The 23,124-nt window shown below is 35.4% G+C and carries 41 protein-coding genes; all 41 read right to left on the bottom strand.

Annotation, left to right across the window (positions count from 1 at the left end; all coding sequences use genetic code 11):
• On the bottom strand, positions 1–373 hold a 373-nt coding region (locus BUA73_RS12940; RefSeq protein ID WP_143147015.1), incomplete at its 3' end, for an RNA-guided endonuclease TnpB family protein.
• A 286-nt stretch (positions 374–659) separates the two neighbouring features.
• Positions 660–926, bottom strand: a complete 267-nt coding sequence (locus BUA73_RS12935) for a CD3324 family protein (RefSeq protein WP_072904534.1) — start codon at positions 924–926, stop codon at positions 660–662.
• 334 nt (positions 927–1,260) lie between these two features.
• Complete coding sequence (rpsI, locus tag BUA73_RS12930; protein WP_072904533.1) at positions 1,261–1,653, bottom strand: 30S ribosomal protein S9; 393 nt, start codon at positions 1,651–1,653, stop codon at positions 1,261–1,263.
• 22 nt (positions 1,654–1,675) lie between these two features.
• Complete coding sequence (gene rplM / locus BUA73_RS12925; RefSeq protein WP_072904532.1) at positions 1,676–2,110, bottom strand: 50S ribosomal protein L13; 435 nt, start codon at positions 2,108–2,110, stop codon at positions 1,676–1,678.
• Between the two features lie 108 nt (positions 2,111–2,218).
• Positions 2,219–3,211 carry a small ribosomal subunit Rsm22 family protein gene (locus BUA73_RS12920; protein WP_072904531.1) on the bottom strand — a complete coding sequence of 331 codons (993 nt, stop codon included), beginning with the start codon at positions 3,209–3,211 and terminating at the stop codon, positions 2,219–2,221.
• Positions 3,212–3,252: 41 nt separating this feature from the next.
• The gene (gene truA, locus BUA73_RS12915; protein ID WP_072904530.1) at positions 3,253–3,996 is read right to left on the bottom strand and encodes a tRNA pseudouridine(38-40) synthase TruA; all 744 of its coding nucleotides are present in this window, start codon (positions 3,994–3,996) and stop codon (positions 3,253–3,255) included.
• 92 nt (positions 3,997–4,088) lie between these two features.
• On the bottom strand, positions 4,089–4,892 hold the full coding sequence (locus tag BUA73_RS12910; protein ID WP_072904529.1) for an energy-coupling factor transporter transmembrane component T family protein: 804 nt from the start codon (positions 4,890–4,892) through the stop codon (positions 4,089–4,091).
• Positions 4,885–5,757 carry an energy-coupling factor transporter ATPase gene (locus BUA73_RS12905; RefSeq protein WP_072904528.1) on the bottom strand — a complete coding sequence of 291 codons (873 nt, stop codon included), beginning with the start codon at positions 5,755–5,757 and terminating at the stop codon, positions 4,885–4,887. The genes BUA73_RS12910 and BUA73_RS12905 overlap by 8 nt, the downstream gene beginning before the upstream one ends.
• Positions 5,733–6,590, bottom strand: coding sequence for an energy-coupling factor transporter ATPase (locus BUA73_RS12900; protein ID WP_072904527.1), 858 nt, complete (start codon positions 6,588–6,590; stop codon positions 5,733–5,735). Before BUA73_RS12900 ends, BUA73_RS12905 begins: the two co-directional genes overlap by 25 nt.
• A gap of 56 nt (positions 6,591–6,646) precedes the next feature.
• Positions 6,647–6,991: a 50S ribosomal protein L17 gene (rplQ, locus tag BUA73_RS12895; protein ID WP_072904526.1), complete on the bottom strand. Its 345-nt coding sequence runs from the start codon at positions 6,989–6,991 to the stop codon at positions 6,647–6,649.
• A 12-nt stretch (positions 6,992–7,003) separates the two neighbouring features.
• Positions 7,004–7,951 (bottom strand): DNA-directed RNA polymerase subunit alpha, encoded by a 948-nt coding sequence (locus tag BUA73_RS12890; RefSeq protein ID WP_072904525.1) that lies wholly within the window; start codon positions 7,949–7,951, stop codon positions 7,004–7,006.
• Between the two features lie 63 nt (positions 7,952–8,014).
• On the bottom strand, positions 8,015–8,635 hold the full coding sequence (gene rpsD, locus BUA73_RS12885) for a 30S ribosomal protein S4 (RefSeq protein WP_072904524.1): 621 nt from the start codon (positions 8,633–8,635) through the stop codon (positions 8,015–8,017).
• Between the two features lie 36 nt (positions 8,636–8,671).
• Positions 8,672–9,067 carry a 30S ribosomal protein S11 gene (gene rpsK / locus BUA73_RS12880; RefSeq protein ID WP_178139278.1) on the bottom strand — a complete coding sequence of 132 codons (396 nt, stop codon included), beginning with the start codon at positions 9,065–9,067 and terminating at the stop codon, positions 8,672–8,674.
• A 21-nt stretch (positions 9,068–9,088) separates the two neighbouring features.
• Positions 9,089–9,457, bottom strand: a complete 369-nt coding sequence (gene rpsM / locus BUA73_RS12875) for a 30S ribosomal protein S13 (protein ID WP_072904522.1) — start codon at positions 9,455–9,457, stop codon at positions 9,089–9,091.
• A 155-nt stretch (positions 9,458–9,612) separates the two neighbouring features.
• Positions 9,613–9,726, bottom strand: coding sequence for a 50S ribosomal protein L36 (rpmJ, locus tag BUA73_RS12870; protein ID WP_000868342.1), 114 nt, complete (start codon positions 9,724–9,726; stop codon positions 9,613–9,615).
• A gap of 16 nt (positions 9,727–9,742) precedes the next feature.
• Positions 9,743–9,961 (bottom strand): translation initiation factor IF-1, encoded by a 219-nt coding sequence (infA, locus tag BUA73_RS12865; RefSeq protein ID WP_072904521.1) that lies wholly within the window; start codon positions 9,959–9,961, stop codon positions 9,743–9,745.
• A gap of 7 nt (positions 9,962–9,968) precedes the next feature.
• On the bottom strand, positions 9,969–10,250 hold the full coding sequence (locus BUA73_RS12860; protein WP_072904520.1) for a KOW domain-containing RNA-binding protein: 282 nt from the start codon (positions 10,248–10,250) through the stop codon (positions 9,969–9,971).
• Between the two features lie 105 nt (positions 10,251–10,355).
• Positions 10,356–11,006, bottom strand: a complete 651-nt coding sequence (locus BUA73_RS12855; protein WP_072904519.1) for an adenylate kinase — start codon at positions 11,004–11,006, stop codon at positions 10,356–10,358.
• Between the two features lie 13 nt (positions 11,007–11,019).
• Positions 11,020–12,297: a preprotein translocase subunit SecY gene (gene secY, locus BUA73_RS12850; protein WP_072904518.1), complete on the bottom strand. Its 1,278-nt coding sequence runs from the start codon at positions 12,295–12,297 to the stop codon at positions 11,020–11,022.
• A 1-nt stretch (position 12,298) separates the two neighbouring features.
• A complete protein-coding gene (gene rplO / locus BUA73_RS12845) occupies positions 12,299–12,739 on the bottom strand; it encodes a 50S ribosomal protein L15 (protein ID WP_072904517.1) in 441 nt (146 codons plus the stop codon).
• 30 nt (positions 12,740–12,769) lie between these two features.
• Entirely contained in the window at positions 12,770–12,949 is a 180-nt protein-coding gene (gene rpmD / locus BUA73_RS12840) for a 50S ribosomal protein L30 (RefSeq protein ID WP_072904516.1), read from the bottom strand.
• Between the two features lie 11 nt (positions 12,950–12,960).
• Positions 12,961–13,458: a 30S ribosomal protein S5 gene (gene rpsE, locus BUA73_RS12835; protein ID WP_072904515.1), complete on the bottom strand. Its 498-nt coding sequence runs from the start codon at positions 13,456–13,458 to the stop codon at positions 12,961–12,963.
• A gap of 17 nt (positions 13,459–13,475) precedes the next feature.
• The gene (gene rplR / locus BUA73_RS12830) at positions 13,476–13,835 is read right to left on the bottom strand and encodes a 50S ribosomal protein L18 (RefSeq protein ID WP_072904514.1); all 360 of its coding nucleotides are present in this window, start codon (positions 13,833–13,835) and stop codon (positions 13,476–13,478) included.
• A 47-nt stretch (positions 13,836–13,882) separates the two neighbouring features.
• Positions 13,883–14,425, bottom strand: coding sequence for a 50S ribosomal protein L6 (gene rplF, locus BUA73_RS12825; protein WP_072904513.1), 543 nt, complete (start codon positions 14,423–14,425; stop codon positions 13,883–13,885).
• Between the two features lie 22 nt (positions 14,426–14,447).
• Positions 14,448–14,846, bottom strand: a complete 399-nt coding sequence (rpsH, locus tag BUA73_RS12820) for a 30S ribosomal protein S8 (RefSeq protein ID WP_072904512.1) — start codon at positions 14,844–14,846, stop codon at positions 14,448–14,450.
• Between the two features lie 33 nt (positions 14,847–14,879).
• Entirely contained in the window at positions 14,880–15,065 is a 186-nt protein-coding gene (locus BUA73_RS12815; RefSeq protein WP_072904511.1) for a type Z 30S ribosomal protein S14, read from the bottom strand.
• Positions 15,066–15,080: 15 nt separating this feature from the next.
• On the bottom strand, positions 15,081–15,623 hold the full coding sequence (rplE, locus tag BUA73_RS12810; RefSeq protein WP_072904510.1) for a 50S ribosomal protein L5: 543 nt from the start codon (positions 15,621–15,623) through the stop codon (positions 15,081–15,083).
• A gap of 21 nt (positions 15,624–15,644) precedes the next feature.
• Positions 15,645–15,965 (bottom strand): 50S ribosomal protein L24, encoded by a 321-nt coding sequence (gene rplX / locus BUA73_RS12805; RefSeq protein WP_072904509.1) that lies wholly within the window; start codon positions 15,963–15,965, stop codon positions 15,645–15,647.
• A 22-nt stretch (positions 15,966–15,987) separates the two neighbouring features.
• A complete protein-coding gene (rplN, locus tag BUA73_RS12800) occupies positions 15,988–16,356 on the bottom strand; it encodes a 50S ribosomal protein L14 (RefSeq protein WP_072904508.1) in 369 nt (122 codons plus the stop codon).
• 42 nt (positions 16,357–16,398) lie between these two features.
• On the bottom strand, positions 16,399–16,653 hold the full coding sequence (gene rpsQ / locus BUA73_RS12795; protein ID WP_072904507.1) for a 30S ribosomal protein S17: 255 nt from the start codon (positions 16,651–16,653) through the stop codon (positions 16,399–16,401).
• A gap of 22 nt (positions 16,654–16,675) precedes the next feature.
• Entirely contained in the window at positions 16,676–16,888 is a 213-nt protein-coding gene (gene rpmC, locus BUA73_RS12790) for a 50S ribosomal protein L29 (protein WP_072904506.1), read from the bottom strand.
• Positions 16,878–17,324, bottom strand: coding sequence for a 50S ribosomal protein L16 (gene rplP / locus BUA73_RS12785; RefSeq protein WP_072904505.1), 447 nt, complete (start codon positions 17,322–17,324; stop codon positions 16,878–16,880). Before rplP ends, rpmC begins: the two co-directional genes overlap by 11 nt.
• Before the next feature lie 36 nt (positions 17,325–17,360).
• Entirely contained in the window at positions 17,361–18,026 is a 666-nt protein-coding gene (rpsC, locus tag BUA73_RS12780) for a 30S ribosomal protein S3 (protein WP_072904504.1), read from the bottom strand.
• Positions 18,027–18,046: 20 nt separating this feature from the next.
• The gene (rplV, locus tag BUA73_RS12775) at positions 18,047–18,382 is read right to left on the bottom strand and encodes a 50S ribosomal protein L22 (protein WP_072904503.1); all 336 of its coding nucleotides are present in this window, start codon (positions 18,380–18,382) and stop codon (positions 18,047–18,049) included.
• Between the two features lie 21 nt (positions 18,383–18,403).
• Positions 18,404–18,688 (bottom strand): 30S ribosomal protein S19, encoded by a 285-nt coding sequence (gene rpsS / locus BUA73_RS12770; protein ID WP_072904502.1) that lies wholly within the window; start codon positions 18,686–18,688, stop codon positions 18,404–18,406.
• 57 nt (positions 18,689–18,745) lie between these two features.
• Positions 18,746–19,573 (bottom strand): 50S ribosomal protein L2, encoded by an 828-nt coding sequence (rplB, locus tag BUA73_RS12765; RefSeq protein WP_072904501.1) that lies wholly within the window; start codon positions 19,571–19,573, stop codon positions 18,746–18,748.
• Between the two features lie 62 nt (positions 19,574–19,635).
• On the bottom strand, positions 19,636–19,929 hold the full coding sequence (gene rplW / locus BUA73_RS12760) for a 50S ribosomal protein L23 (protein WP_072904500.1): 294 nt from the start codon (positions 19,927–19,929) through the stop codon (positions 19,636–19,638).
• Positions 19,929–20,549, bottom strand: coding sequence for a 50S ribosomal protein L4 (gene rplD, locus BUA73_RS12755; RefSeq protein ID WP_072904499.1), 621 nt, complete (start codon positions 20,547–20,549; stop codon positions 19,929–19,931). The genes rplW and rplD overlap by 1 nt, the downstream gene beginning before the upstream one ends.
• Before the next feature lie 28 nt (positions 20,550–20,577).
• On the bottom strand, positions 20,578–21,204 hold the full coding sequence (rplC, locus tag BUA73_RS12750; RefSeq protein WP_072904498.1) for a 50S ribosomal protein L3: 627 nt from the start codon (positions 21,202–21,204) through the stop codon (positions 20,578–20,580).
• 64 nt (positions 21,205–21,268) lie between these two features.
• Positions 21,269–21,577: a 30S ribosomal protein S10 gene (gene rpsJ / locus BUA73_RS12745; RefSeq protein WP_072904497.1), complete on the bottom strand. Its 309-nt coding sequence runs from the start codon at positions 21,575–21,577 to the stop codon at positions 21,269–21,271.
• A gap of 430 nt (positions 21,578–22,007) precedes the next feature.
• Positions 22,008–23,124: elongation factor Tu (gene tuf, locus BUA73_RS12740; protein WP_072904496.1), on the bottom strand; the 1,117-nt coding region annotated here is incomplete at its 5' end.

The following is a 23,124-nucleotide window of genomic DNA, read 5'->3' as shown; positions in this document are numbered from 1 at the left end:
TAATTTTATTGTCTTCAATTTTGATGTTATCATTAACCATTTGAGTTCTATAACTTTGATTATGTTTATGCTTACTTTTGAATTTAGGAAAGCCGCTACCTTTAAAGAAATTCTTATAGGCTTTGTCTAAATCTCTCAAACTCTGTTGAAGTGATATTGCGTCTATTTCTTTAAGCCACTGGTATTCATTTTTAAGACTTTTCATATCGTTAGCACATTCAACATAAGACATTGATTTACCTTCACTTTTATACAAGTCTATCTTCTTTCCAAGATAGTGATTATATACAAATCTGCAAGAGCCGAAAGTCTTACTTAACATAATTTCTTGTTCTTTAGTTGGCACTAACCTAAATTTAAAAGACTTCTCCACAATATCACCTCATTTCTTATGTATTTTATGTAGTTTGTATAGTTATTATACAATGCTATTGAAATGACGTCAGAATTAACTTTCATATTGTATTTTGTTCTAAATCAGAAGTTAGTGTAATGTTAAGTTAGGGGAGTATCGAACTCCCCTAACTTAAAGCCCTTACATCCTAGACCACAAGGGCACGAGGTTTTACGGGCAAAATTATAAATTTGCAAAGTTCAATTACATAAAGAAAATGAGCCAATAACAATTTTATTTGCAATCAGCTCAAATATAACAGTATTCATTTCATTTTTCGCAAAATACGTTGAATGCTTTTCTCTGATAAAAAATACTTAGTTGATAAAGCTTGAACTTTATGTCCATTTTGGAAGTCCTTAAATATCCGAATATTTCTTTCTTCCAATTCTTGACGTATTAAAGTTTTACTACCCCATTCTTTTCTTTGATTTTCTTTCCTTGGAATGTAAATATTTTCGCCATCCACATATCTTTGTATTAACTTTATTATTTCCGTTGGAAGAATCTCTTCTGCTTTTCTATAGCCCATAATTGCCTCCTAAATTATTAATCCTTTAGGTTAGCAATAGCTATAACAAATTTAATATTAAAAATTGCAATAGCTAGTGCTATGCAAAAATAACAAACTTTCTCATATAATACAACCCTCCCGTAACAATATTTAAGCAATTGGAAATACTTCATTTACCTTAATATCTTATCCATTATAATATCAAGGTAAATACTCTACATAATATTATAACAGAAATGGTGACAATTTCATATCACTCATCACTTAGGTTTGTGTGAATTTAAATTATGCAACACGGAAAAAAATAAAGCCCCGAAACACTGTGTTTTCGGGACTTTTGTAATCTTTGAAACTATCTCTTTGAGAACTGAGAAGCTTTTCTTGCTTTTTTAAGACCGTATTTCTTTCTTTCCTTCATTCTTGAATCTCTAGTTAAGAATCCAGCCTTCTTTAATTCAGGTCTCATGTTTTCATCAGCCTTTAATAAAGCTCTTGATATACCATGTCTTATAGCTCCTGCCTGACCTGATAAACCACCACCGTATACATTTACTAAAACGTCAAATTTGTCCTTAGTTGCTGTTAAAACTAGTGGCTGATTAACGATTACTTTTAAAGTCTCAAGACCAAAATATTCATTAATGTTTCTATTATTTATTTTAATATCACCCTGACCAGGTACTAATCTTACTCTAGCTACGGATGTCTTTCTTCTTCCTGTTCCAAAATACTGTACTTTTGCCATTATAGTTCCTCCCTTCAGTTAATTAGTATCTTAACTCTAATTTTTGTGGATTTTGAGCTGCATTGTTGTGTTCGCTTCCGCTATACACTTTTAACTTCTTTATCATCTGACGTCCTAATATTCCTTTTGGAAGCATTCTTCTAACCGCTTCTTGGAATACGAACTCAGGTTTCTTTGCAATAGCATCTCTGTAAGATATCTCTTTTAATCCACCTGGGAATAAAGTATGATGTCTTAACATCTTCTGATCTAATTTCTTTCCTGTTAAAACGATCTTCTCTGCATTAATTACTATTACATAATCACCACAGTCAACGTTTGGTGTATATGTTGGCTTATTTTTTCCTCTTAATATTGAAGCTATCTGGCTAGCTGCTCTTCCTAATGTCTGACCTTCTAGGTCTACTACATACCAATCTCTCTGTACTGTTTCATTTTTTGCTATGTACGATTTCATCGTTTTCCCTCCCTGAATTTTACATTATATCTATGCAAAAGACCCGGGGCTAGTGGATCTATATACACATCTCAACTTTATTTATTATAATACATTCAGCCGGGTGTGTCAACATATTTTATAAAATATTTTATCACCCTGATTTAGTTTTTTTGTTTCTTTATATATTTCACCATCTTTTTTTGATATAGTGGCATTTATTATGCCTTGTGTGGTGCAAAGTTCCATTAATATATGGCCTTTTCTCACCTGTGGATGACGCAAAATTCTACCCTCACCCTCTTTATAAGGTTTTATAAGGCATGGTTCCTTTGCCAGTGCTATGTAAGAGAATTTCTCATCCTCGTAGGAACATTGACCACCTTTTAGTTCACGATGTATAGTGGTTCTACCTACCCTAGCGGTGAAATGGCACCAATCCTCTTCATTTTTTGTGCATTCATTACAATGAACACAGGGAGCTATAACCGTGGCACCCTTTTCTATGAGCTGACTTCTTATTTTTTTTATATTATTAAAACCTACTGGGGTTCCTGGCTCTATGATTATAAGCACTTTTTTTGTGGCAGCCCATAGTTTCTCTACAGCCCTGTCTCTATGCTCATCACACAGTTCATTTAACACATATGAAGCAGTAACCACATCAGCATTGCACTTAAGACCATCAGTCACAATGTCATATGCTATCCACTTTGCATTTTTTACATTGTCGCTGCCATACTTACCTAGAGCATTGGCTGTATCTCTCATAACTTTTTCTCTTTCTAGACAAGCTATTCCGCCACTTAATTCTGCATACTGGCTCATTACCCAAGCTACAGTTCCAGTGCCAGCGCCTACATCAATCATATCATGGAATGTTACGTCTTCATGAAGTTGTTGAAATACCTGCCTAAATACGAAATCTACCGCTCCATAAGTGGCCGGCATCCTAGCCAAGGCATAGGCTACAGCTTCAGTACTTTCAGTTAAAAGTCGCTTTCCCTTGCCACTTTGATTTCTATATCTATGGCTGATATTCTCTGCGTCCTTTGCCACCTGGTCTCGACTAAGGCCCTGTGTTATACTGTATAAAGCTTGTTGTAATTCTTCTGGTATCATATTTCACCATCCTAGTTTTTTAGTTTAACTCTAATGAAACTTTAATACAACACTTCAAGTAAAGTAAGTCCTTGGGCTGGAGCTGTTTTGCCGGCTTTATTCCTATCCCTTGATTCTATTATTCTTACTATATCCTCAGGCTGTATTTTCCCCTCACCTACTTCAAGCAGCGTGCCCACAATAATTCTTACCATGTTGTACAAAAATCCATCTGCTGCCGCATATATCCGTATAAAATCACCCTGCTCCTGGACCTCTAAGCTGCTTATAGTTCTTACAGTAGTCTTAACAGAGCTTCCCTTCTTCATAAAGGACTTAAAATCATGGGTTCCTATAAAGTACTTACAAGCCTCCCTCATAAGAGCCATATCCAGTTGCCACTTATGCTGATAAGCATATCGTCTATCAATGGTTAATCTAGCCTCTCTATTTACTATGGTATACATATAAAGCTTTCCCTTTGAACTATATCTAGCATGAAAATCCATGGAAGTCTCTTCAGAATTAAGCACCACAATATCCTCTGGCAATTTATCATTCAAAGCGTATTTTATCCTATCTGCTGGAATGGAAGTTTCCGTATTAAAGTTTAGTACGTATTGCCTAGCATGAACACCTGAATCCGTTCTGCTGCAGCCTATTACAGTTACATCTTCTCTCAATAGCTCCTTAAGGGTATTTTCTATGACATATTGAATACTGTGTACCCTAGTTTCTGTCTTCTGTCTTTGCCAACCTATATAATTGCTGCCATCATACTCTAAAACTAATTTTATATTCTTCAACAACTTTCTCCTATTTCCAATCCTATAAAAACAACATCGCATAACTTATCCACACTGTGCATAAATTATACGATGTTTTGTGGATTATATTTCTAAATAAAATATCTGGTGGAAATTATAAACACTGTGTATAAAATCCCTACAATTATGGATACATAATCTCTAGTTTCAAATTTTAAAACTTTCATTCTCGTTCTTCCAGCTCCACCACGGTAACATCTAGCCTCCATGGCAACGCCAAGTTCATCCGCCCTTTTAAAGGAATTTATAAATAGAGGTATTAAAATAGGTAAGAGACTCTTAGCCCTTTTCACTATATTACCTGATTTAAAATCTGCACCCCTAGACATCTGCGCCTTCATGATTTTATCTGTTTCGTCTAGCAATGTGGGTATAAACCTTAAGGCAATGGTGATTATCATGGCCAATTCATGGGCTGGAAATTTTACTTTTTTTAATGGATTCAAAAGTTTTTCAAGTCCATCTGTAAGTTGAATAGGCGATGTGGTAAGGGTTAGAATAGATGTACTTACTATAAGCAGCACTAGTCGCACAGCCATAAATAATGCTATGCTAACACCTTCTGTATATATCTCTAGAAAGCCAAGCTTTAGAATAAGGTCTCCTCCCTTGGTCATGAACACATTCAATATGGCCGTAAATATAAGTAGTATAAATATGGGCTTTAATCCCCTATATATGTACTTTGGTCTAATCTTAGAGATTCCTACAATGCTTGCAAGAACTATGGCAATTACTCCAAATACCCAAAATTTTTTTACAAAAAAAAGTAGTATCATAAAAAGCAAAGTTCCCATTATCTTAACTCTAGGATCAAGTTTGTGCACAAGGGTATCTCCAGGAATATACTGGCCCAAAGTTATATCTTTAAGCATTATCCTCCGCCTCCTTATTATTTAGCACTTGAAGCAGTGCATCCTTTAGAGGTTCAATGGTGTATATATTGCTGTCAATATTAAATCCATTTTTATTTAATTCATGAATAAGGTAACTCATGGCAGGAGCAGATAATCCTATATCTTCAAGCATATCCACCTCTTTAAATACTTCTTCTGGGGTACCTGTTTTTATACATTTTCCGTCCTTCATAACCACTATTTTCTCCGCAAGTTTTGCTACGTCTTCCATGCTATGGGACACCAATACTATATTCATATGGTACTCTTTATGTAACTTGCTCACAGTCCCCAGTATACCTTCTCTACCAGCAGGATCTAACCCAGCTGTTGGCTCATCAAGAATAAGTATCTCCGGCTCCATGGCTAAAATTCCAGCTATAGCTACCCTTCTCTTTTCACCACCACTTAAATTGAAAGGACTTTTATCCTTAAATACATCATATGATAAGCCAACCATACCCATGGCTTTTTTTACTCTAATTTCTATATCCTTTTCCTCAATACCAAGATTTCGTGGACCGAAGGATATATCTTTTTCTACTGTATCTTCAAACAACTGATATTCTGGGTATTGAAAAACAAGTCCCACTCTCTTTCTTATATCAGCTAGATTAATTTCTTTTCCATATATGTTAGTTCCATCAATTATAACTTCGCCTCTTGTGGGCTCTAGCAAACCATTAAATAATTGAATTAAGGTGGATTTACCAGAACCAGTGTGGCCTATTATGGCAGTGAACTCACCTTTTTCTATGTTAAAATTTACATCATCTAATGCCCTTTTTTCAAAGGGTGTATCTTTCATGTAGACATAGTCTAAATTTCTGATCTCAATAAACATAATTCCTTCACCATCTCATCAATAGTAATAATACCATCATTAATTTCTAAGCCAGCTTTTTTTAGCTCATTGGCCAAATCCGTAACCTGAGGTACATCAAGACCTAACTTCTTCAATGTATCTACATTGGAAAATACCTCTTTGGGTGTGCCCTTAAGCACTATGTTGCCGTTATTTAGGACAATTACCTTATTAGCCTTTACAACTTCCTCCATGTAATGGGTTATCAAAATAATGGTTTTACCATATTCTTTGTTCAATATATCAGCTGTCTCTATTACTTCTTTTCTTCCCTTTGGGTCAAGCATAGCTGTGGATTCATCAAATATTATACAATTTGTATCCATTGCCAATATTCCCGCAATGGCGACTCTTTGCTTTTGTCCTCCAGACAATAAACTTGGAGAATGAGTTCTATACTGGTACATATCTACGATTTTTAATGATTCATCTACTCTTTTTCTTATCTCTGCTGGTTCCACGCCTAGATTTTCAGGTCCGAAGGCCACATCTTCTTCTACTATAGTGGCAACGATTTGATTGTCAGGATTTTGAAAAACCATTCCTACCTTTTCCCTAAGCTTCCATATTTCATTTTCATTTCTTGGATTGTATCCATATACGCTGATTTGACCCTCTTGAGGCTCCAAAATTCCATTTAATAGCTTTGCCAATGTTGATTTTCCTGAACCATTATGGCCAAGAATAGCCACAAAATCTCCACTATTTACTTCTAAATCAATACCATTTAATACTTTAAGCTTACTACCATCTTCGTCTTCATAAGCAAATTCAACATCACTACATTCAATAACTAATTTTTTTGCTTCCACAAGACCACCTCTTATATAAAAATGGGGACTAAGCTTATTACTTAATCCCCGGTATACTAAACTAGTTCTAGAACTACCATTTCTGCTGCGTCGCCTCTTCTAGGACCCATCTTATAGATTCTAGCATATCCGCCATTTCTCTCAGCGTACTTTGGAGCTACATTAGCAAATAAATTGTCAACTACTTCTTTTTCTGTTACGAAAGAAAGTACCTGTCTTCTTGAATGAAGGTCACCTTTTTTAGCAAGTGTAATCATCTTTTCTGCTAATCTTTTAGTTTCTTTTGCCCTTGTTTCAGTTGTTTCGATCCTTCCGTTCTTCAAAAAGCTAGTTACAAGGTTTCTTAACATTGCTCTTCTCTGATCAGTTGGACGTCCTAACTTACGGTATCCTGCTGCCATAGCTCTACCTCCTTATTCTTCACTTTTTCTTAAGCCTAGGTTTAAATCTTTTAGTTTGTGTTGTACTTCTTCGAGAGATTTCCTTCCAAGATTTCTAACCTTCATCATATCTTCAATGGATCTTTCAGTTAGCTCCTGTACTGTATTTATTCCTGCTCTCTTTAAACAATTGTAGCTTCGAACTGACAGGTCTAGTTCTTCAATAGTCATCTCAAGAACTTTTTCTTTCTTGTCCTCTTCCTTCTCTACCATTATCTCCATATCATCTGCATGATCGATTAGTGATAAGAAAAGTTTAAAATGCTCTATTAGTATTTTAGCTGATAAACTAACAGCTTCTTGAGGACTTATTGTACCGTTAGTCCAAACCTCAAGAGTTAATTTATCATAGTCTGTAATCTGACCTACTCTCGTATTTTCAACTATATAGTTTACTCTTTTAACAGGTGTATATATTGAATCAACTGGAATAACTGATATAGGTAAATCATCAGATTTATTCTTAGCTTGAGACACATAACCTCTTCCCTTACTAACATTGATTTCCATATATAACTTGCCACCATCGTCTAAAGTCGCAATATGTAAATCTTTGTTGATTATCTCTATATTTCCACCAGTTTTAATATCTTTAGCAAGAACCTCTCCAGGACCTTCCGCATCAATGTAAATTGTAGTAGCTCCGTCTCCGTACATTTTCACTGCCAATTCTTTAACATTAAGAATCAGTTCTGCTACATCTTCTTTAACACCCTTAACAGTGGAAAATTCATGGAGCACACCCTCAATTTTTATACTGTTGGCTGCTGCACCTGGTAGAGAAGATAAAAGTATTCTTCTAAGAGAATTACCTAAAGTAATACCGTATCCTCTTTCTAACGGCTCTACGACAAATTTGCCATAGGAGTCATCTTCTCGACATTCTACACACTCTATTTTTGGCTTTTCTATTTCTAACATCTAATAAACCCTCCCGATTAATTATGTAAACCTCATTTGAGGGCAACTGATTATTCTAATCTATTATTTACTGTATAACTCAACGATTAGAGTTTCATTAACTGGTACATCGATGTCTTCTCTTGCTGGAACCGCTACAATCTTAGCGCTATAGCTAGTTCTGTCATCTTGAATCCATGATGGTAATGTTTTAGGGTTTTCGCTGAAGAACTTGAATGTCTCAGTTCCTCTGCTCTTTTCACATACAGATACAACGTCATTAACTTTTAATCTGTATGATGGGATGTCAACTTTGCTGCCGTTAACAAGGAAATGACCATGAGTAACTAGCTGTCTAGCCTCATTTCTTGATTTTCCGTATCCTAATTTATATGCTACTGCATCCAATCTCATTTCCAATAATCTTAAAAGATTTTCACCAGTGATGCCTCTCTGTTTCTCGGCATTTTCATAGTATTTTCTAAATTGCTTTTCAAGTATACCATATACTCTCTTAGCTTTCTGTTTTTCTCTTAACTGTAATCCATAGTTAGATAATTTTGATCTACTCTGTCCGTGCTGACCTGGTGCATAACCTCTTTTTGCAACAGAGCACTTATCTGAATAACATCTATCACCTTTAAGGAATAATTTTATTCCTTCTCTTCTACATAGCCTGCAAACAGGTCCTGTATATCTTGCCATGAATAACTACACCTCCTATATCTATATTATAAAAAACTAAATTCTTCTTCTCTTTGGTGGTCTACAACCGTTGTGTGGGATTGGAGTAACATCTTTAATCAATGTTATCTCTAGTCCTGCAGCCTGTAGTGATCTTATAGCAGCTTCTCTACCAGCTCCTGGTCCCTTTACAAAAACTTCAATACTTCTTAAACCGTGTTCCATAGCTACACCAGCAGCAGTTTCAGCAGCCATCTGTGCAGCAAATGGAGTTCCTTTTTTAGAACCTTTGAAACCTAATCCACCAGAACTTGCCCATGATAAGCAGTTACCAGCGCGATCGGTTAAAGTTACTATAGAATTATTAAATGTTGATTTTATATGTGCACAACCGTGTTCAACGTTTTTCTTTTCTTTTCTTCTTTTTGATCTTTTAACATTTTTAGGTGCCACGATCATCCCTCCTATCTTTTATTATTTCTTCTTATTAGCGATAGTCTTCTTAGGACCTTTTCTTGTTCTTGCATTAGTCTTAGTCTTCTGACCTCTAACTGGAAGTCCTTTTCTATGTCTAATTCCTCTATAACATCCTATTTCAGTTAATCTCTTTATGTCTAATGCGATCTTTCTTCTTAGGTCACCTTCAACTGTGAAATGCTTATTTATATAATCTCTTAAAGCTCCAACTTCTTCTTCAGTTAAATCTTTAATTCTAGTGTCTGGATTTACTCCAGTATCTTTAAGAATCTTATGAGCTGTTGGTAAACCAAGTCCAAATATATATGTAAGACCGATTTCAACTCTTTTTTCTCTTGGTAGGTCGACACCTGCTATTCTTGCCATATGCTATTTACACCTCCTAGGTTTTAATACACTATCTGTAGTGTGTCATGATACTTTATATGTTTATATAAAACTTTTAGGAGTAGAGAGAACTAATCTCCACTAGCAGCCGCTCCTAAAGTGTTTTTACTTCAAATCCTATTTACATAGGAAATTTAGCCTTGTCTTTGCTTGTGTTTAGGATTTTCACAGATAACCATTACTTTTCCTTTTCTCTTTATAACTTTGCATTTTTCGCAAATAGGCTTTACTGATGGTCTAACTTTCATCTTTTAACCCTCCTTACTATTTGTCTCTCCATACAATTCTTCCACGAGTTAAATCATAAGGAGATAGCTCCACTTTTACTTTATCACCCGGTAATATTTTAATAAAATTCATTCTTAACTTACCTGAAATGTGTGCTAATATTTTATGACCACTTTCTAATTCAACTTCAAATGTTGCATTAGGTAAAGAATCGGTAACAACGCCTTGCATTTCGATTACATCACTTTTTGACATAAGGTAATCAAACCTCCTTATTGGGTTGCAAGCAATCCAAAGAATTCTTTACTTTAGAATTGCTAATACAGTTTCCATTTAAAATGGCTTCTTTAATTTCTTCAGAATAAGTTCCTGTAAAAACCAGATGCTTACACTTTTTTTTCTTTGGCTTTTCAATCCTTCGAGTGCGTCCATTGCATATATACACATAATCTTCATTTAGTAAACCAACAACAATGTAGTATTCGCCCTGATCTCTACCAGCTTTAGAATATACAATTTGACCCAACGGGTTATCATCGTTCAATACAATTCACCTCTGCATTTCCTAACAAAGAACTTATTACTATTTTCCCCACATTAAAATTAATACATACTATGGTCTTCTGTTCTTTCTCTTTACCCGAAGAAACTATTTTATTGCATCAAGCTTCTCACAAATCAGCTCAAAAACAACACTGATGTCCTGGCTTCCGTCAACTGCTACTAGCTGATTTCTTCCATTATAGAAGTCCACAAGAGGTTTGGTCTGTTTTTCATAAGTATCTAATCTTGTTTCAACAGTTTCTTCTGCATCGTCTGCACGCTGAATCACTTCAGCACCGCATAGATCGCATTTACCGCCTTCTTTAGGTGGATTAAACTTAATATGATAGCTAGCTCCACAAGTAGGACAAACTCTTCTGCCTGTCATTCTTTCAAATATGTCTTTTCTTGGAACATCGATCAATAAAGCTACGTCCACCTTATCATCCATATCCGCCAATGCCTTTTCCAAAGCTTCTGCTTGTGCAACTGTTCTTGGAAATCCATCTAAAAGAAAACCATTTTTACAGTCGTCTTTAGCTATTCTATCTTTAACCAGATTTATTGTCAATTCATCTGGAACCAAAGCACCTTTATCCATATAACCTTTGGCCTCGATTCCTAGTGGGGTTTTCTGAGTAATATTATATCTAAAAATATCACCTGTAGATATATGAGGCAAAGAATACTTATTGCTAATTGACTTTGCCTGTGTACCTTTTCCAGCTCCCGGAGGACCTAGTAAAATTATTTTCATACAATCATCTCCATTACTTTAAGAATCCTTCATAGCTTCTCATAACTAATTGCGACTCTATTTGTCTTGTAGTTTCAACTGCCACACCTACAACGATGAGTAATGCTGTTCCACCCAATGACAAAGAGTCAAATGGTGTATACTTTCCAACTACTATAGGGAAAACTGCTATGATTGATGCAAAAATTCCGCCAAGAACTGCTGTTTTATTTAAAATTCCCTCAAGATATCTTGTTGTAGGTTCTCCCGGTCTAATACCTGGGATAAATCCTGATGATTTATGCATGTTCTCTGACATTTCGTCTGGCTTAAAAGTTATTGAAGTATAGAATACAGAGAACAATACGATTAATATTACAAATGTTATTATATAGATCCAAGCTTTAGGCACAAATACGCTGAACTTACTAGTCAATATAAATTTTGATATGGCGTGATTTGGCCATGTTTGAGCTAACATATATGGCATTTGTAAAAAAGATGTTGCAAAAATTATTGCTAGAACCGCAGAGTTACTCATATTTATTGGAATACTTGAGGACTGTCCTTTAAATACCTTGCTGCCCGCTGCTTTCCCAGCATACTGAACTGGAACTCTTCTCTCACTTAAATTAACTATGACTACTACCAACAATAACAACATGATTACCGCTAAAATTGCAAGTGGAACCATAAAGGTTGTATTACCAGTCTTAACAGATGTAACCATTGTTATAACAGACTGAGGTATTCTTGATAGAATGTTAACCATTATGATAAGAGAAACACCATTTCCTATTCCCTTAGTAGTGATTTGTTCACCTAGCCATACCAGAAAAACTGATGCCGTACTTATTGTCAAAACAATTATCCACATACTCATAGAAGATGCAGAAACTGCCCCCTTGCTTCTAAGTAAAGCATAAATACCTATTCCCTCAACTACTCCGATTACCAATGCGACATATCTAGTAATGTTTTGTATTTTTTGTCTACCATCATGGCCTTCCTTAGATAATTGACTCAACTTTGGAAGTACCTCAGTCAACAACTGCATTATAATGGATGCATTTATATATGGTGTAACTCCCATAGCAAAAATACTAAAATTACTAAAAGCTCCTCCTGATATCATATCATAAAACCCAAATAAGTTTTCAGAGCTGACAACACTTTGCTTAATAGCTTCAGTGTTAATTCCAGGGACAGGAATAAAATTTCCCATCCTGAAAATAACAAGCATCATAAAAGTGAATATCATTCTTCTTCTCAATTCAGGTGTTTTCCAGGCATTACGCAGTGTAGCTAGCATGCTAAATCACCTCTACTTTTCCTCCAGCTTTTTCTATCTTTTCTGCTGCAGATTTTGAGAATTTATGTGCTTTAACTGTCAATGATTTTTCAAGTTCGCCGTTTCCTAATATTTTTACGCCGTCACATATCTTACTAATAACTCTTTTTTCTAAAAGTAATTCTGGTGTAATCTCTGTGCCGTTTTCAAATATGTTCAATCTATCTACATTGATGCTTATAATCTCTTTAGCAAAGATATTTGTAAAACCTCTTTTAGGTAATCTTCTATATAAAGGCATCTGTCCACCTTCAAATCCAGGTCTAACTCCGCCACCTGATCTTGAATTCTGTCCATTTTCACCTCTACCAGCTGTTTTACCCCATCCAGAAGCAGTACCTCTGCCTACTCTTTTAGAGCTATGTGTTGAACCTTCTGCTGGTCTTAAATCATGTAATTTCATAATTGGCACCTCCTCCTATATTTATTTGTACTATATTTCCTCTACATCTAGGAGAAAATCTACTTTTGTGATCATACCTCTGATTTGAGGATTTTCTTCACGTTCTACAGAATCATTGATTTTTCTCAAACCCAATGCATTAACTGTAGCTATCTGATCTTTTTTTCTTCCTATTAAACTTCTTCTCAAAGTTATTCTTAGTTTTGCCAAGGGAATCCCTCCTATCCTAAGATTTCTTCAACTGTTTTGCCTCTTAAAGCGGCAATTTGTTCAGCTGTTCTTAAATTTGCTAATCCATTAATTGTAGCGTTAACCATGTTCTTAGGATTGTTTGATCCTAAAGATTTGGCTCTTACGTTTTGTAAACCTGCTAGTTCAAGTACGTATCTTGCTGGTCCTCCAGCGATAACTCCTGTACCTTCTACAGCTGGCATAAGTAATATCTTACCTGTTCCAAATTCTCCATAAAGTCTATGAGGAATTGTACCATCTACTATAGCAACATTTACTAAATGTTTCTTAGCGTCTTCGACTGCTTTTCTAATAGCATCTGGAATTTCAACAGCTTTTCCTGTTCCAACTCCTACGTGACCATTTTCGTCACCAACTACAACTAAAGCGCTAAATCTGAAATTTCTTCCACCTTTAACAACTTTAGCAACTCTATTTAGATGTACAACTTTTTCTTTTAATTCTAAATTAGATGCATCGATTTTCATATATTCCCCTCCTTCTTCTAGAATTGAAGCCCTGCTTCTCTAGCTCCTTCTGCTAACTCTTTAACTCTTCCGTGGTATATGTATCCACCTCTGTCGAATACTACTTCGCTTATACCCTTTTCTAAAGCTCTTTTAGCAAGGATTTCTCCAACTATTTTAGCTGCTTCTTTATTACTTCCAGCCTGGCTGAAATCTTTTTCCAATGAAGAAGCGGAAATCAAAGTAACTCCAGCTACATCATCAATAATCTGTGCGCTAATATTTTTTGAACTTCTATATACAGAAAGTCTTGGTCTTTCACTTGTACCAGAGATTTTTGCACGTACTCTCTTGTGACGTCTTACTCTAGATACCATTCTATTATTCTTGTTAGACATAAGTAGTTATCTCCTTTCTACCTATTTTAATTATGGCCTGTTATTGCCTACTTCTTACCTGTTTTACCTTCTTTACGTCTGATAACTTCGTTAGAATATTTGATACCCTTGCCCTTGTATGGCTCTGGTTTTCTCCACTCTCTAACATCAGCAGCTACTGCTCCAACTAACTCCTTGTTTATACCCTTTACAAGAACTTTAGTTGCTTCAGGTGTTTCAAAAGTAACACCTTCAACTGGTTCTATTTCAACTGGATGTGAATATCCTAAATTCATTACTAATTTTTTGCCTTTAACTTCAGCTCTGTAACCAACACCATTTAATTCAAGTGTTTTAACATAACCTTCAGTTACTCCGATTACCATATTATTTACTAAAGCTCTTATTGTCCCGTGTAAAGCTCTATGTAATTTATCTTCGCTTGGTCTTGTAACAACTACTTCAGCACCTTCAACAGCGATTTTTATATCTTTATGCATTTTTTTAACCAATTCTCCCTTAGGTCCTTTTACAGTTACTGTATTATCATCAGCAACATTAACTGTAACACCACCAGGAATAGCTATTGGAAGTCTTCCTACTCTTGACATAAACACACCTCCTATCTTTAAACTACCAAATGTAGCAGATTACCTCTCCGCCAACATTTGCTTTTCTAGCTTCTCTATCTGTCATTATTCCCTTAGAAGTTGAAATAATAGCGATACCTAATCCACTTAGAACTTGTGGTATCTCTTCTTTTGATGTATATACTCTTAAACCTGGTTTAGATATTCTCTTAAGACCAGTGATAACTTTTTGTTTGCTGTTGCCATATTTCATTGTAAGTCTTAACATTGGCACTGAACCATCATTGTACTCTTCGATATTTTTTAAATAACCTTCGTTTAACATTATGTCAACTACAGCTTTTTTTATTTTTGATGATGGAACTTCTACTACTTCGTGCCCAACTGTATTAGCATTTCTAATACGTGTAAGTAAATCTGCAATAGGATCTGTCATTCCCATATTATTTGCCTCCTTTCATAACCAGCTGGTATTTTACCAACTTGCTTTCTTACATCCAGGTATTTGACCTTTGTAAGCTAATTCTCTAAAACATATACGGCATATACCATATTTTTTAAGAACAGCATGTGGTCTACCACATAATCTGCATCTAGTATAAGCTCTTGTTGAGAATTTTGGTTCTCTTTCCCACTTAACAATTAGTGATTTACGTGCCACAGTTTTCCCTCCTTATTACTTGACAAAAGGCATGCCCATAAGTCTTAATAACTCTCTAGCCTCTTCGTCAGTGTTAGCAGTTGTAACTACAATAATATCCATTCCTCTAACTTTATCGATTTTATCGTATTCGATTTCAGGGAAAATTAGTTGTTCCTTTATTCCTACAGCATAGTTTCCTCTTCCATCAAAGGACTTAGAAGATACTCCTCTGAAGTCTCTTACTCTTGGGAATGCTATATTCATTAATTTATCCATGAACTGGTACATTTTTTCTTTTCTTAATGTTACTTTACATCCAATTGGCATGTTCTCTCTTAGCTTGAAATTAGCAACTGAATTCTTTGCTCTAGTTACTATTGGTTTTTGACCAGTAATCAACTGAAGGTCACCTATGGCTGCTTCTAAAACCTTAGAGTTTTCTTTAGCTTCACCAACACCCATGTTGATTACAACCTTTTCAAGCTTTGGAACTTCCATTATATTTTTATAACTGAACTTTTCCATTAATGCTGGAATCACTTCTTGATTATATTTTTCTTGAAGTCTTGTTATCATTTTTTAACCTCCTTCCAAAGCTTAGAATGTTTCTCCACACTTTTTACATACTCTAACTTTTGTTCCATCTTCAAGAACCTTGCTGCTTATTCTTGTAGCCTTATTACACTTTGTGCAATATAACATAACTTTAGAGCTGTTAATTGGAGCTTCCATTGTTATTATTCCGCCCTGCATGTTTTGTCTATTTGGTTTCTGATGTTTAGTCGCTATATTAACGCCTTCTACTAATACTCTTCCTTTTTTAGGTAAAACAGCTTTAACTTCTCCTACTTTACCCTTATCTTTACCAGATATAACTACTACTGTATCTTTTCTTCTCACATGAATTTTATTTGACAAGTTAGCCACCTCCAATCTTCAATTATAAAACTTCAGGTGCTAATGAGATAATTTTGTTAAATTCTTTGTCTCTTAATTCTCTAGCAACTGGCCCAAAAATACGTGTTCCTTTTGGTTGTTTATCTTCTTTTATAATAACAGCTGCGTTTTCATCAAATCTTATGTATGACCCGTCAACTCTTCTTAATCCTTTAACTGATCTTACTACTACGGCTTTAACAACATCACCTTTTTTAACAACTCCGCCTGGTGTTGCACTCTTTACACTTGCAACTATAATATCGCCTACGTTTGCATATCTTCTTCTTGAACCGCCTAAAACCTTTATGCACATAATTTCCTTAGCACCAGAATTATCTGCAACCTTAAGTCTAGTCTGCTGTTGTATCATGTAAATACCCTCCTTTCAAAATGTAAGGAATTTTGTATCCTACTATTTTGCTCTTTCCATTATCTTAACAAGTCTCCATCTCTTATCCTTTGATAGTGGTCTTGTTTCCATGATCATTACTTTATCATTAACATTTGCATCATTGTTCTCATCATGAACTTTGAATTTTGTAGTTCTGTTTATGATTTTTCCGTATAATGGGTGACGAACCTTAGTTTCTACAGCAACTACTATTGTCTTATCCATTTTATCAGAAACTACTCTACCGATTCTAGTTTTTCTTAAATTTCTCTCCACGAAACTTACCTCCCTTCAGCTTTTACTGCTCTAGGCTTTTTAACTCACTTTCTCTCAAAACTGTCTTAACCTGGGCAATTGATCTTCTTACCTGTCTAATTCTAACAGGGTTTTCAAGCTGTCCAGTAGCTAGCTGAAATCTTAAGTTGAAAAGCTCTTCTTTTAAATCTTTTATCTTACTAACTAGCTCTTGAGAACTTTGATTTCTCAACTCTTGTAATTCCCTAGCCTTCATTGTTTTCACCACCTAATATATTTTCAAAATCTTCTCTTTTAACGAACTTAGTTTTAACAGGTAGTTTGTGTGAAGCAAGTCTCATAGACTCTCTTGCTTGTTCTTCAGTTACGCCCTTTATTTCAAATAAAACTCTACCTGGTTTTACTACTGCTACCCAGTACTCTGGTGAACCTTTACCAGAACCCATACGTGTTTCAGCTGGTTTTTCAGTTACTGGTTTGTCAGGGAATATTTTTATGTAAACAGTTCCCCCTCTTTTAACATATCTATTTATAGCTATTCTGGCTGCTTCGATCTGTTGACTTGTTATCCAACCACACTCTGTAGCCTGTAATCCGTAATCACCATATGCAATAAAGTTACCTCTAGTTGCCTTACCTTTCATTCTTCCGCGCTGAACCTTACGATGTTTAACTCTTTTAGGCATTAACATATGTGTTTCCTCCTTCCTTAACCATTGAATTGGTTACTAAGCTTCTACTGCTTTATTATCTTGTTTTCTTACTGGAAGAACTTCTCCCTTATAAACCCAAACCTTAACACCGATCTTACCATATGTTGTATTTGCTTCTGCAAAACCATAGTCTATATCAGCTCTTAAAGTCTGTAGTGGAATTGTTCCTTCGTGGTAAGCTTCATTTCTTGCGATTTCAGCTCCACCAAGTCTTCCTGAACATATTGTTTTAACACCCTTTACGCCTAATTTCATTGCTCTTTGAATAGACTGCTTCATAGCTCTTCTAAAAGATATTCTCTTTTCTAACTGAAGTGCAATATTTTCTGCCATTAATTGAGCATTAGATTCTGCATTCTTAACTTCTACAATGTTAATTAAAACATTTTTTCTTGAAGTTAATTTTACTAAATCATTTTTTAATTCTTCAATACCAGCTCCACCCTTACCTATTATCATACCAGGTTTTGCTGTGAATATGTTTAACTTTACTTTATTTGCTGTTCTTTCAATTTCAATTTTAGAAATACCAGCAATGTAGTGTTTTTTCTTAACGAATTCTCTGATTGAGTTATCTTCTACTAGATAATCAGCGAAATTTTTCTTATCTGCGAACCATTTTGAGTCCCATTCTTTAATAACGCCTACTCTTATTCCATGAGGATGTACTTTCTGACCCACTACATTTCCCTCCTTCTTTTTTAGTTTCTTTCTCTAACGATTACAGTAATATGACTAGTTCTTTTCTTTATCTCGTATGCAGTACCTCTTGCTCTTGGTCTAAATCTCTTTAGAGTAGCACTCTGGCCTGCATAAGCCTCAGCAACATATAATCTGTTTATATCCAGATTGTAATTATGCTCAGCGTTAGCTACTGCTGATTTTAAAACTTTGTTTATAACAACAGCTGCGTCCTGAGGAGTATACTTTAATATCGCTTCCGCTTCTCTTACGTTTTTTCCTCTAACTAAATTCAATACTCTGCCTATCTTTATTGAAGACATTCTTACGTGTTTAGCTATAGCTTTAGCTTCCATTGATGTTGCCTCCTTTCCGGACTATTTTCTTATTTTTGAAGATTTTTCTTTGTCAACATGACCCTTATAAGTTCTAGTAAGTACGAACTCACCTAACTTATGTCCTACCATGTCTTCTGTTATATAAACTGGAACATGCTTTCTTCCATCGTGAACAGCTATAGTATGACCTAGCATCTGTGGGAAAATTGTTGAGCTTCTTGACCAAGTCTTGATAACTTTCTTTTCGCCACTTTTGTTCATTCCTTCTATTCTTTTAATAAGAGCTTCTTCCACAAAAGGTCCTTTTTTAATAGATCTACCCATCTGTGTGCCTCCTTCCTCATCTATAGAATAGCGGAAGAGAAAATCAATTCTCTTCTACTACTTTCTCTTCTTAACAATAAGTCTATCTGAATACTTCTTGTTCTTTCTTGTCTTATATCCAAGAGTTGGTTTACCCCATGGTGATACTGGTGATGGACGTCCGATTGGACACTTTCCTTCTCCTCCTCCATGTGGATGGTCGTTAGGGTTCATCGCAGATCCTCTTACATGAGGTCTTAGACCCATATGTCTGTTTCTACCTGCCTTACCGATTTTAACGATTTCATGAGTTAAGTTAGAAACGGTACCTACAGTAGCTCTACATTCTATTCTTACTTTTCTAACTTCACCACTTGGAAGTCTTAATGTTGCGTACTTACCTTCTTTAGCCATTAACTGAGCTGAAGCACCAGCGGATCTAACCATCTGTCCACCCTTACCTGCACTAATCTCTACGTTGTGCACAACTGTACCTACTGGCATATTGATTAATGGTAATGTGTTTCCTGGTTTTATATCTGATTCTGGTCCTGAAACTACAGTGTCTCCTACTTTAAGACCTATTGGAGCAAGTATATATCTCTTTTCACCGTCAGCATAAACAACTAAAGCTATGTATGCAGATCTGTTTGGATCGTACTCTATTGTTGCAACTCTTGCAGGTACGTTGTCCTTAGTTCTCTTAAAATCGATTATTCTATACTTTCTCTTTGCACCGCCGCCTCTATGACGAACAGTTATTTTACCCTGAGAGTTTCTTCCAGCAGTCTTATTTAAAGACACTAATAAAGATTTCTCGGGAGTGCTTGTTGTTACTTCTTCAAAAGTCGACATTGTCATATTTCTTCTTGAAGGAGTAGTTGGCTTAAAACTCTTTACTGCCATGGTTTTTCCCTCCTTATAACCGCTTTTCTGGCTCGCGCCAATACATGCTTATTTTACAACAATTAAATTCCGTCAAAGAATTCTATTGTTTTGCTATCATCTGTAAGTTTAACTATAGCCTTCTTAAAGTCAGCTTTCTTACCAGCATGAACACCTACTCTTTTGTTCTTTCCTAAGCATCTTACAGTTTTAACATCGGCAACTTTAACACCGAAAACTTCTTCAACTGCATGCTTTATCTGAAACTTATTAGTATTGATGTCTACTACGAAGGTGTATTTCTTGTCTGCCATAGCTGCCATACTCTTCTCAGTTATTACTGGTTTTCTTATAATATCATGGCTTGTTAGTTTCATTATGCATACACCTCCTCAATTTTCTTTACGGTATTTTGAGCTACCATAATTTTATCGTATTTTAATAAATCATATACATTTATATTGTTTATTGGAAGTACTGCAACTCCCTCTATGTTTCTAGCTGATTTGTAAACATTTGCATTGCTTTCTTCAGTTAAGATAAGAGTCTTTTTTGCTTCAAATGCATTAAGCATTTTAACAACTTCCTTAGTCTTAGGAGCTTCAAAATTTAAGCTATCTAATACTATAATATTATTTTCAAGTACTTTTGAAGATAAAGCAGATTTAATAGCTAGTGCTCTTACCTTCTTAAGAACTGACATTCTGTAGCATCTTGGCTTTGGCGCGAATACTATTCCACCGCCAACCCACTGAGGTGATCTTGTAGAACCCTGTCTTGCTCTACCAGTTCCCTTTTGTCTCCATGGTTTCTTTCCGCCACCACTTACTTCTGCTCTAGTTTTAGCTGACTGTGTTCCCTGTCTCTTGTTAGCAAGCTGTGCAACAACTACTTGATGCATAACTGCATTGTTAACTTCTACTCCGAACACGCTTTCATTTAATTCAACTTCCCCAACCTGCTGGGCTTCTTTATTGTAAACAGTTACTTTTAGCATATGACTTCCTCCTTTCCCAAAATTTCTTCTACTTTACTGTATTCTTTATAACTACGTAGCCTTTTTTAGCTCCTGGAACTGCACCTTTTACAAGAATTGCATTCATTTCAGGAATAACTTTTGCTACTTCAAGATTTAATACAGTTGTCTTAACGTGACCCATATGTCCTGGCATTTTTCTGTTTTTAAATGTTCTTGATGGATCAGAAGATGCACCTTGAGAACCTGGAGCTCTGTGGAATTTTGAACCGTGGCTCTTTGGTCCTATTTTAAAGTTCCATCTCTTAACTCCGCCAGCATATCCTTTACCCTTTGATATACCAGTTACATCTACTTTTTCTCCAGCAGCGAATATGTCTGCTTTTATTTCCTGACCAACTTCAAAAGAACTGATATCTTCCAATCTTAATTCTTTAACGAATTTTCTTGGAGCAACTCCAGCTTTTTTGAACTGTCCCATCATTGGCTTATTGAATAAGTTCTCTCTCTTAGCATCAAAACCAACTTTTATAGCTTCATATCCATCATTTTCAACAGTTTTCTTCTGAATTACAGCACATGGTCCTGCTTCAATTACTGTTACTGGTATCACTCTTCCATTTTCATCAAAAATCTGAGTCATACCGATTTTTCTTCCTAATATTGCTTTTTTCATCTAAAGCACCTCCTATTAATATCATTGGATTACCCCCTGGTAATCTTAATATTATCTATTGAAATTAGTATTTAATTTCAATGTCAACTCCTGATGGTAAATCAATTCTCATTAGAGCATCTATTGTCTTCTTTGATGGGCTTAATATATCTAATATTCTCTTATGAGTTCTAATTTCAAACTGCTCTCTTGAGTCTTTGTAAACGTGTGGGGATCTTAATATTGTAATAACATCCTTTTCAGTTGGTAGTGGAATTGGTCCTGCTACCTTTGCTCCTGTTGCATTTACAGTCTCAACTATTCTCTCAGCTGACTGATCTAATAAATTGTGATCATAAGCCTTCAATCTGATTCGTAATTTTTGGCTTGCCATGGTATTCCCTCCTTTATGTATACTGATTTAAACACCTTTCAGTTATAAACTGCTCCGGGTGTTGCATATTATAAAATGTAAAGGTACGTAAAAACACTTTCCTTTATTCATTTGATATCATATACCATCTTTTTTGCGTGATTAATACAACTTCTTTAGTATACAATAATTTTATAGCTTTGACAAGTATTTTTTTCATAGAAGCTGCATTTTTTCTATGGATATTTTACTTATTTTTAAACGGTTTTTATAAAAATTTTCTAAAGCTTTTTAAATGTTTTTATGTGTAAATTCGTTTGTAAATTCGTTTGATTTTCATAGATTTCGTATTTGTGTTTGTTTCTTTTTTTAGATTGATATTCTATTAATTATACAGGGAGGATGAGTCCTCCCTGTATTTATTAAGCAAGATTAATTACTGCAGATTATACTAAGCTATTATCTTAGTAACAACTCCTGAACCTACTGTTCTTCCGCCTTCTCTTATAGCGAATCTTAATCCTTCTTCCATTGCTACTTTGTTGATTAACTCAACGTCCATATCAATGTGGTCTCCTGGAATTACCATTTCTGTTCCTTCTGGTAATTTGATTGATCCTGTTACGTCTGTTGTTCTGAAGTAGAACTGTGGTCTGTATCCGTTGAAGAATGGTGTGTGTCTTCCGCCTTCTTCTTTCTTTAATACGTACACCTGTCCGATGAAGTGGCTATGTGGTTTTACTGATCCTGTTTTTGCTAGTACCTGGCCTCTTTCTACTTCAGTTCTCTGTACTCCTCTTAGTAATGCTCCGATATTGTCTCCTGCTTGAGCCTGATCCAATAACTTTCTGAACATCTCTACTCCTGTACATACTACTTTTCTTGACTCTTCGCTTAATCCTACGATTTCAACTTCGTCTCCTACTTTTAGGATTCCTCTTTCTACTCTTCCTGTTACAACTGTTCCTCTTCCTGTGATTGTGAATACATCTTCTATTGGCATTAAGAAGTCTTTATCTGTATCTCTCTCTGGTGTTGGAATGTAGCTATCGATTGCTTCCATTAAGTCTAGTATGCATTTTGATTTCTCTGGGTCTGTTGGATTGTTTACTGCTTCTAATGCTGATCCACATGTTATTGGTGCATTGTCTCCATCAAATCCGTATTCGCTTAACATTTCTCTGATTTCCATTTCAACTAATTCGATTAGTTCTGGATCATCTACCATGTCTGCTTTATTTAAGAATACTACTATATACTGTACTCCTACTCTTGATGCTAGTAGTATATGTTCTCTTGTCTGTGGCATTGGACCATCTGCTGCTGATACAACTAGAATTGCTCCATCCATCTGTGCTGCTCCTGTTATCATGTTCTTTACATAGTCTGCGTGTCCTGGGCAGTCAACGTGTGCGTAGTGTCTGTTTTCTGTTTCATACTCTACGTGTGATGTATTGATTGTGATTCCTCTTTCTTTTTCCTCTGGTGCTTTGTCTATTTCATCATATTTTGATGCCTGTGCAAAGCCCTTCTGTGCAAGCACCATTGTGATTGCTGCTGTTAATGTT

The sequence above is a fragment of the Hathewaya proteolytica DSM 3090 genome, from assembly GCF_900142225.1.
GTDB lineage: Bacteria > Bacillota > Clostridia > Clostridiales > Clostridiaceae > Hathewaya > Hathewaya proteolytica.
This window is presented reverse-complemented; position numbering and strand designations above follow the sequence as displayed.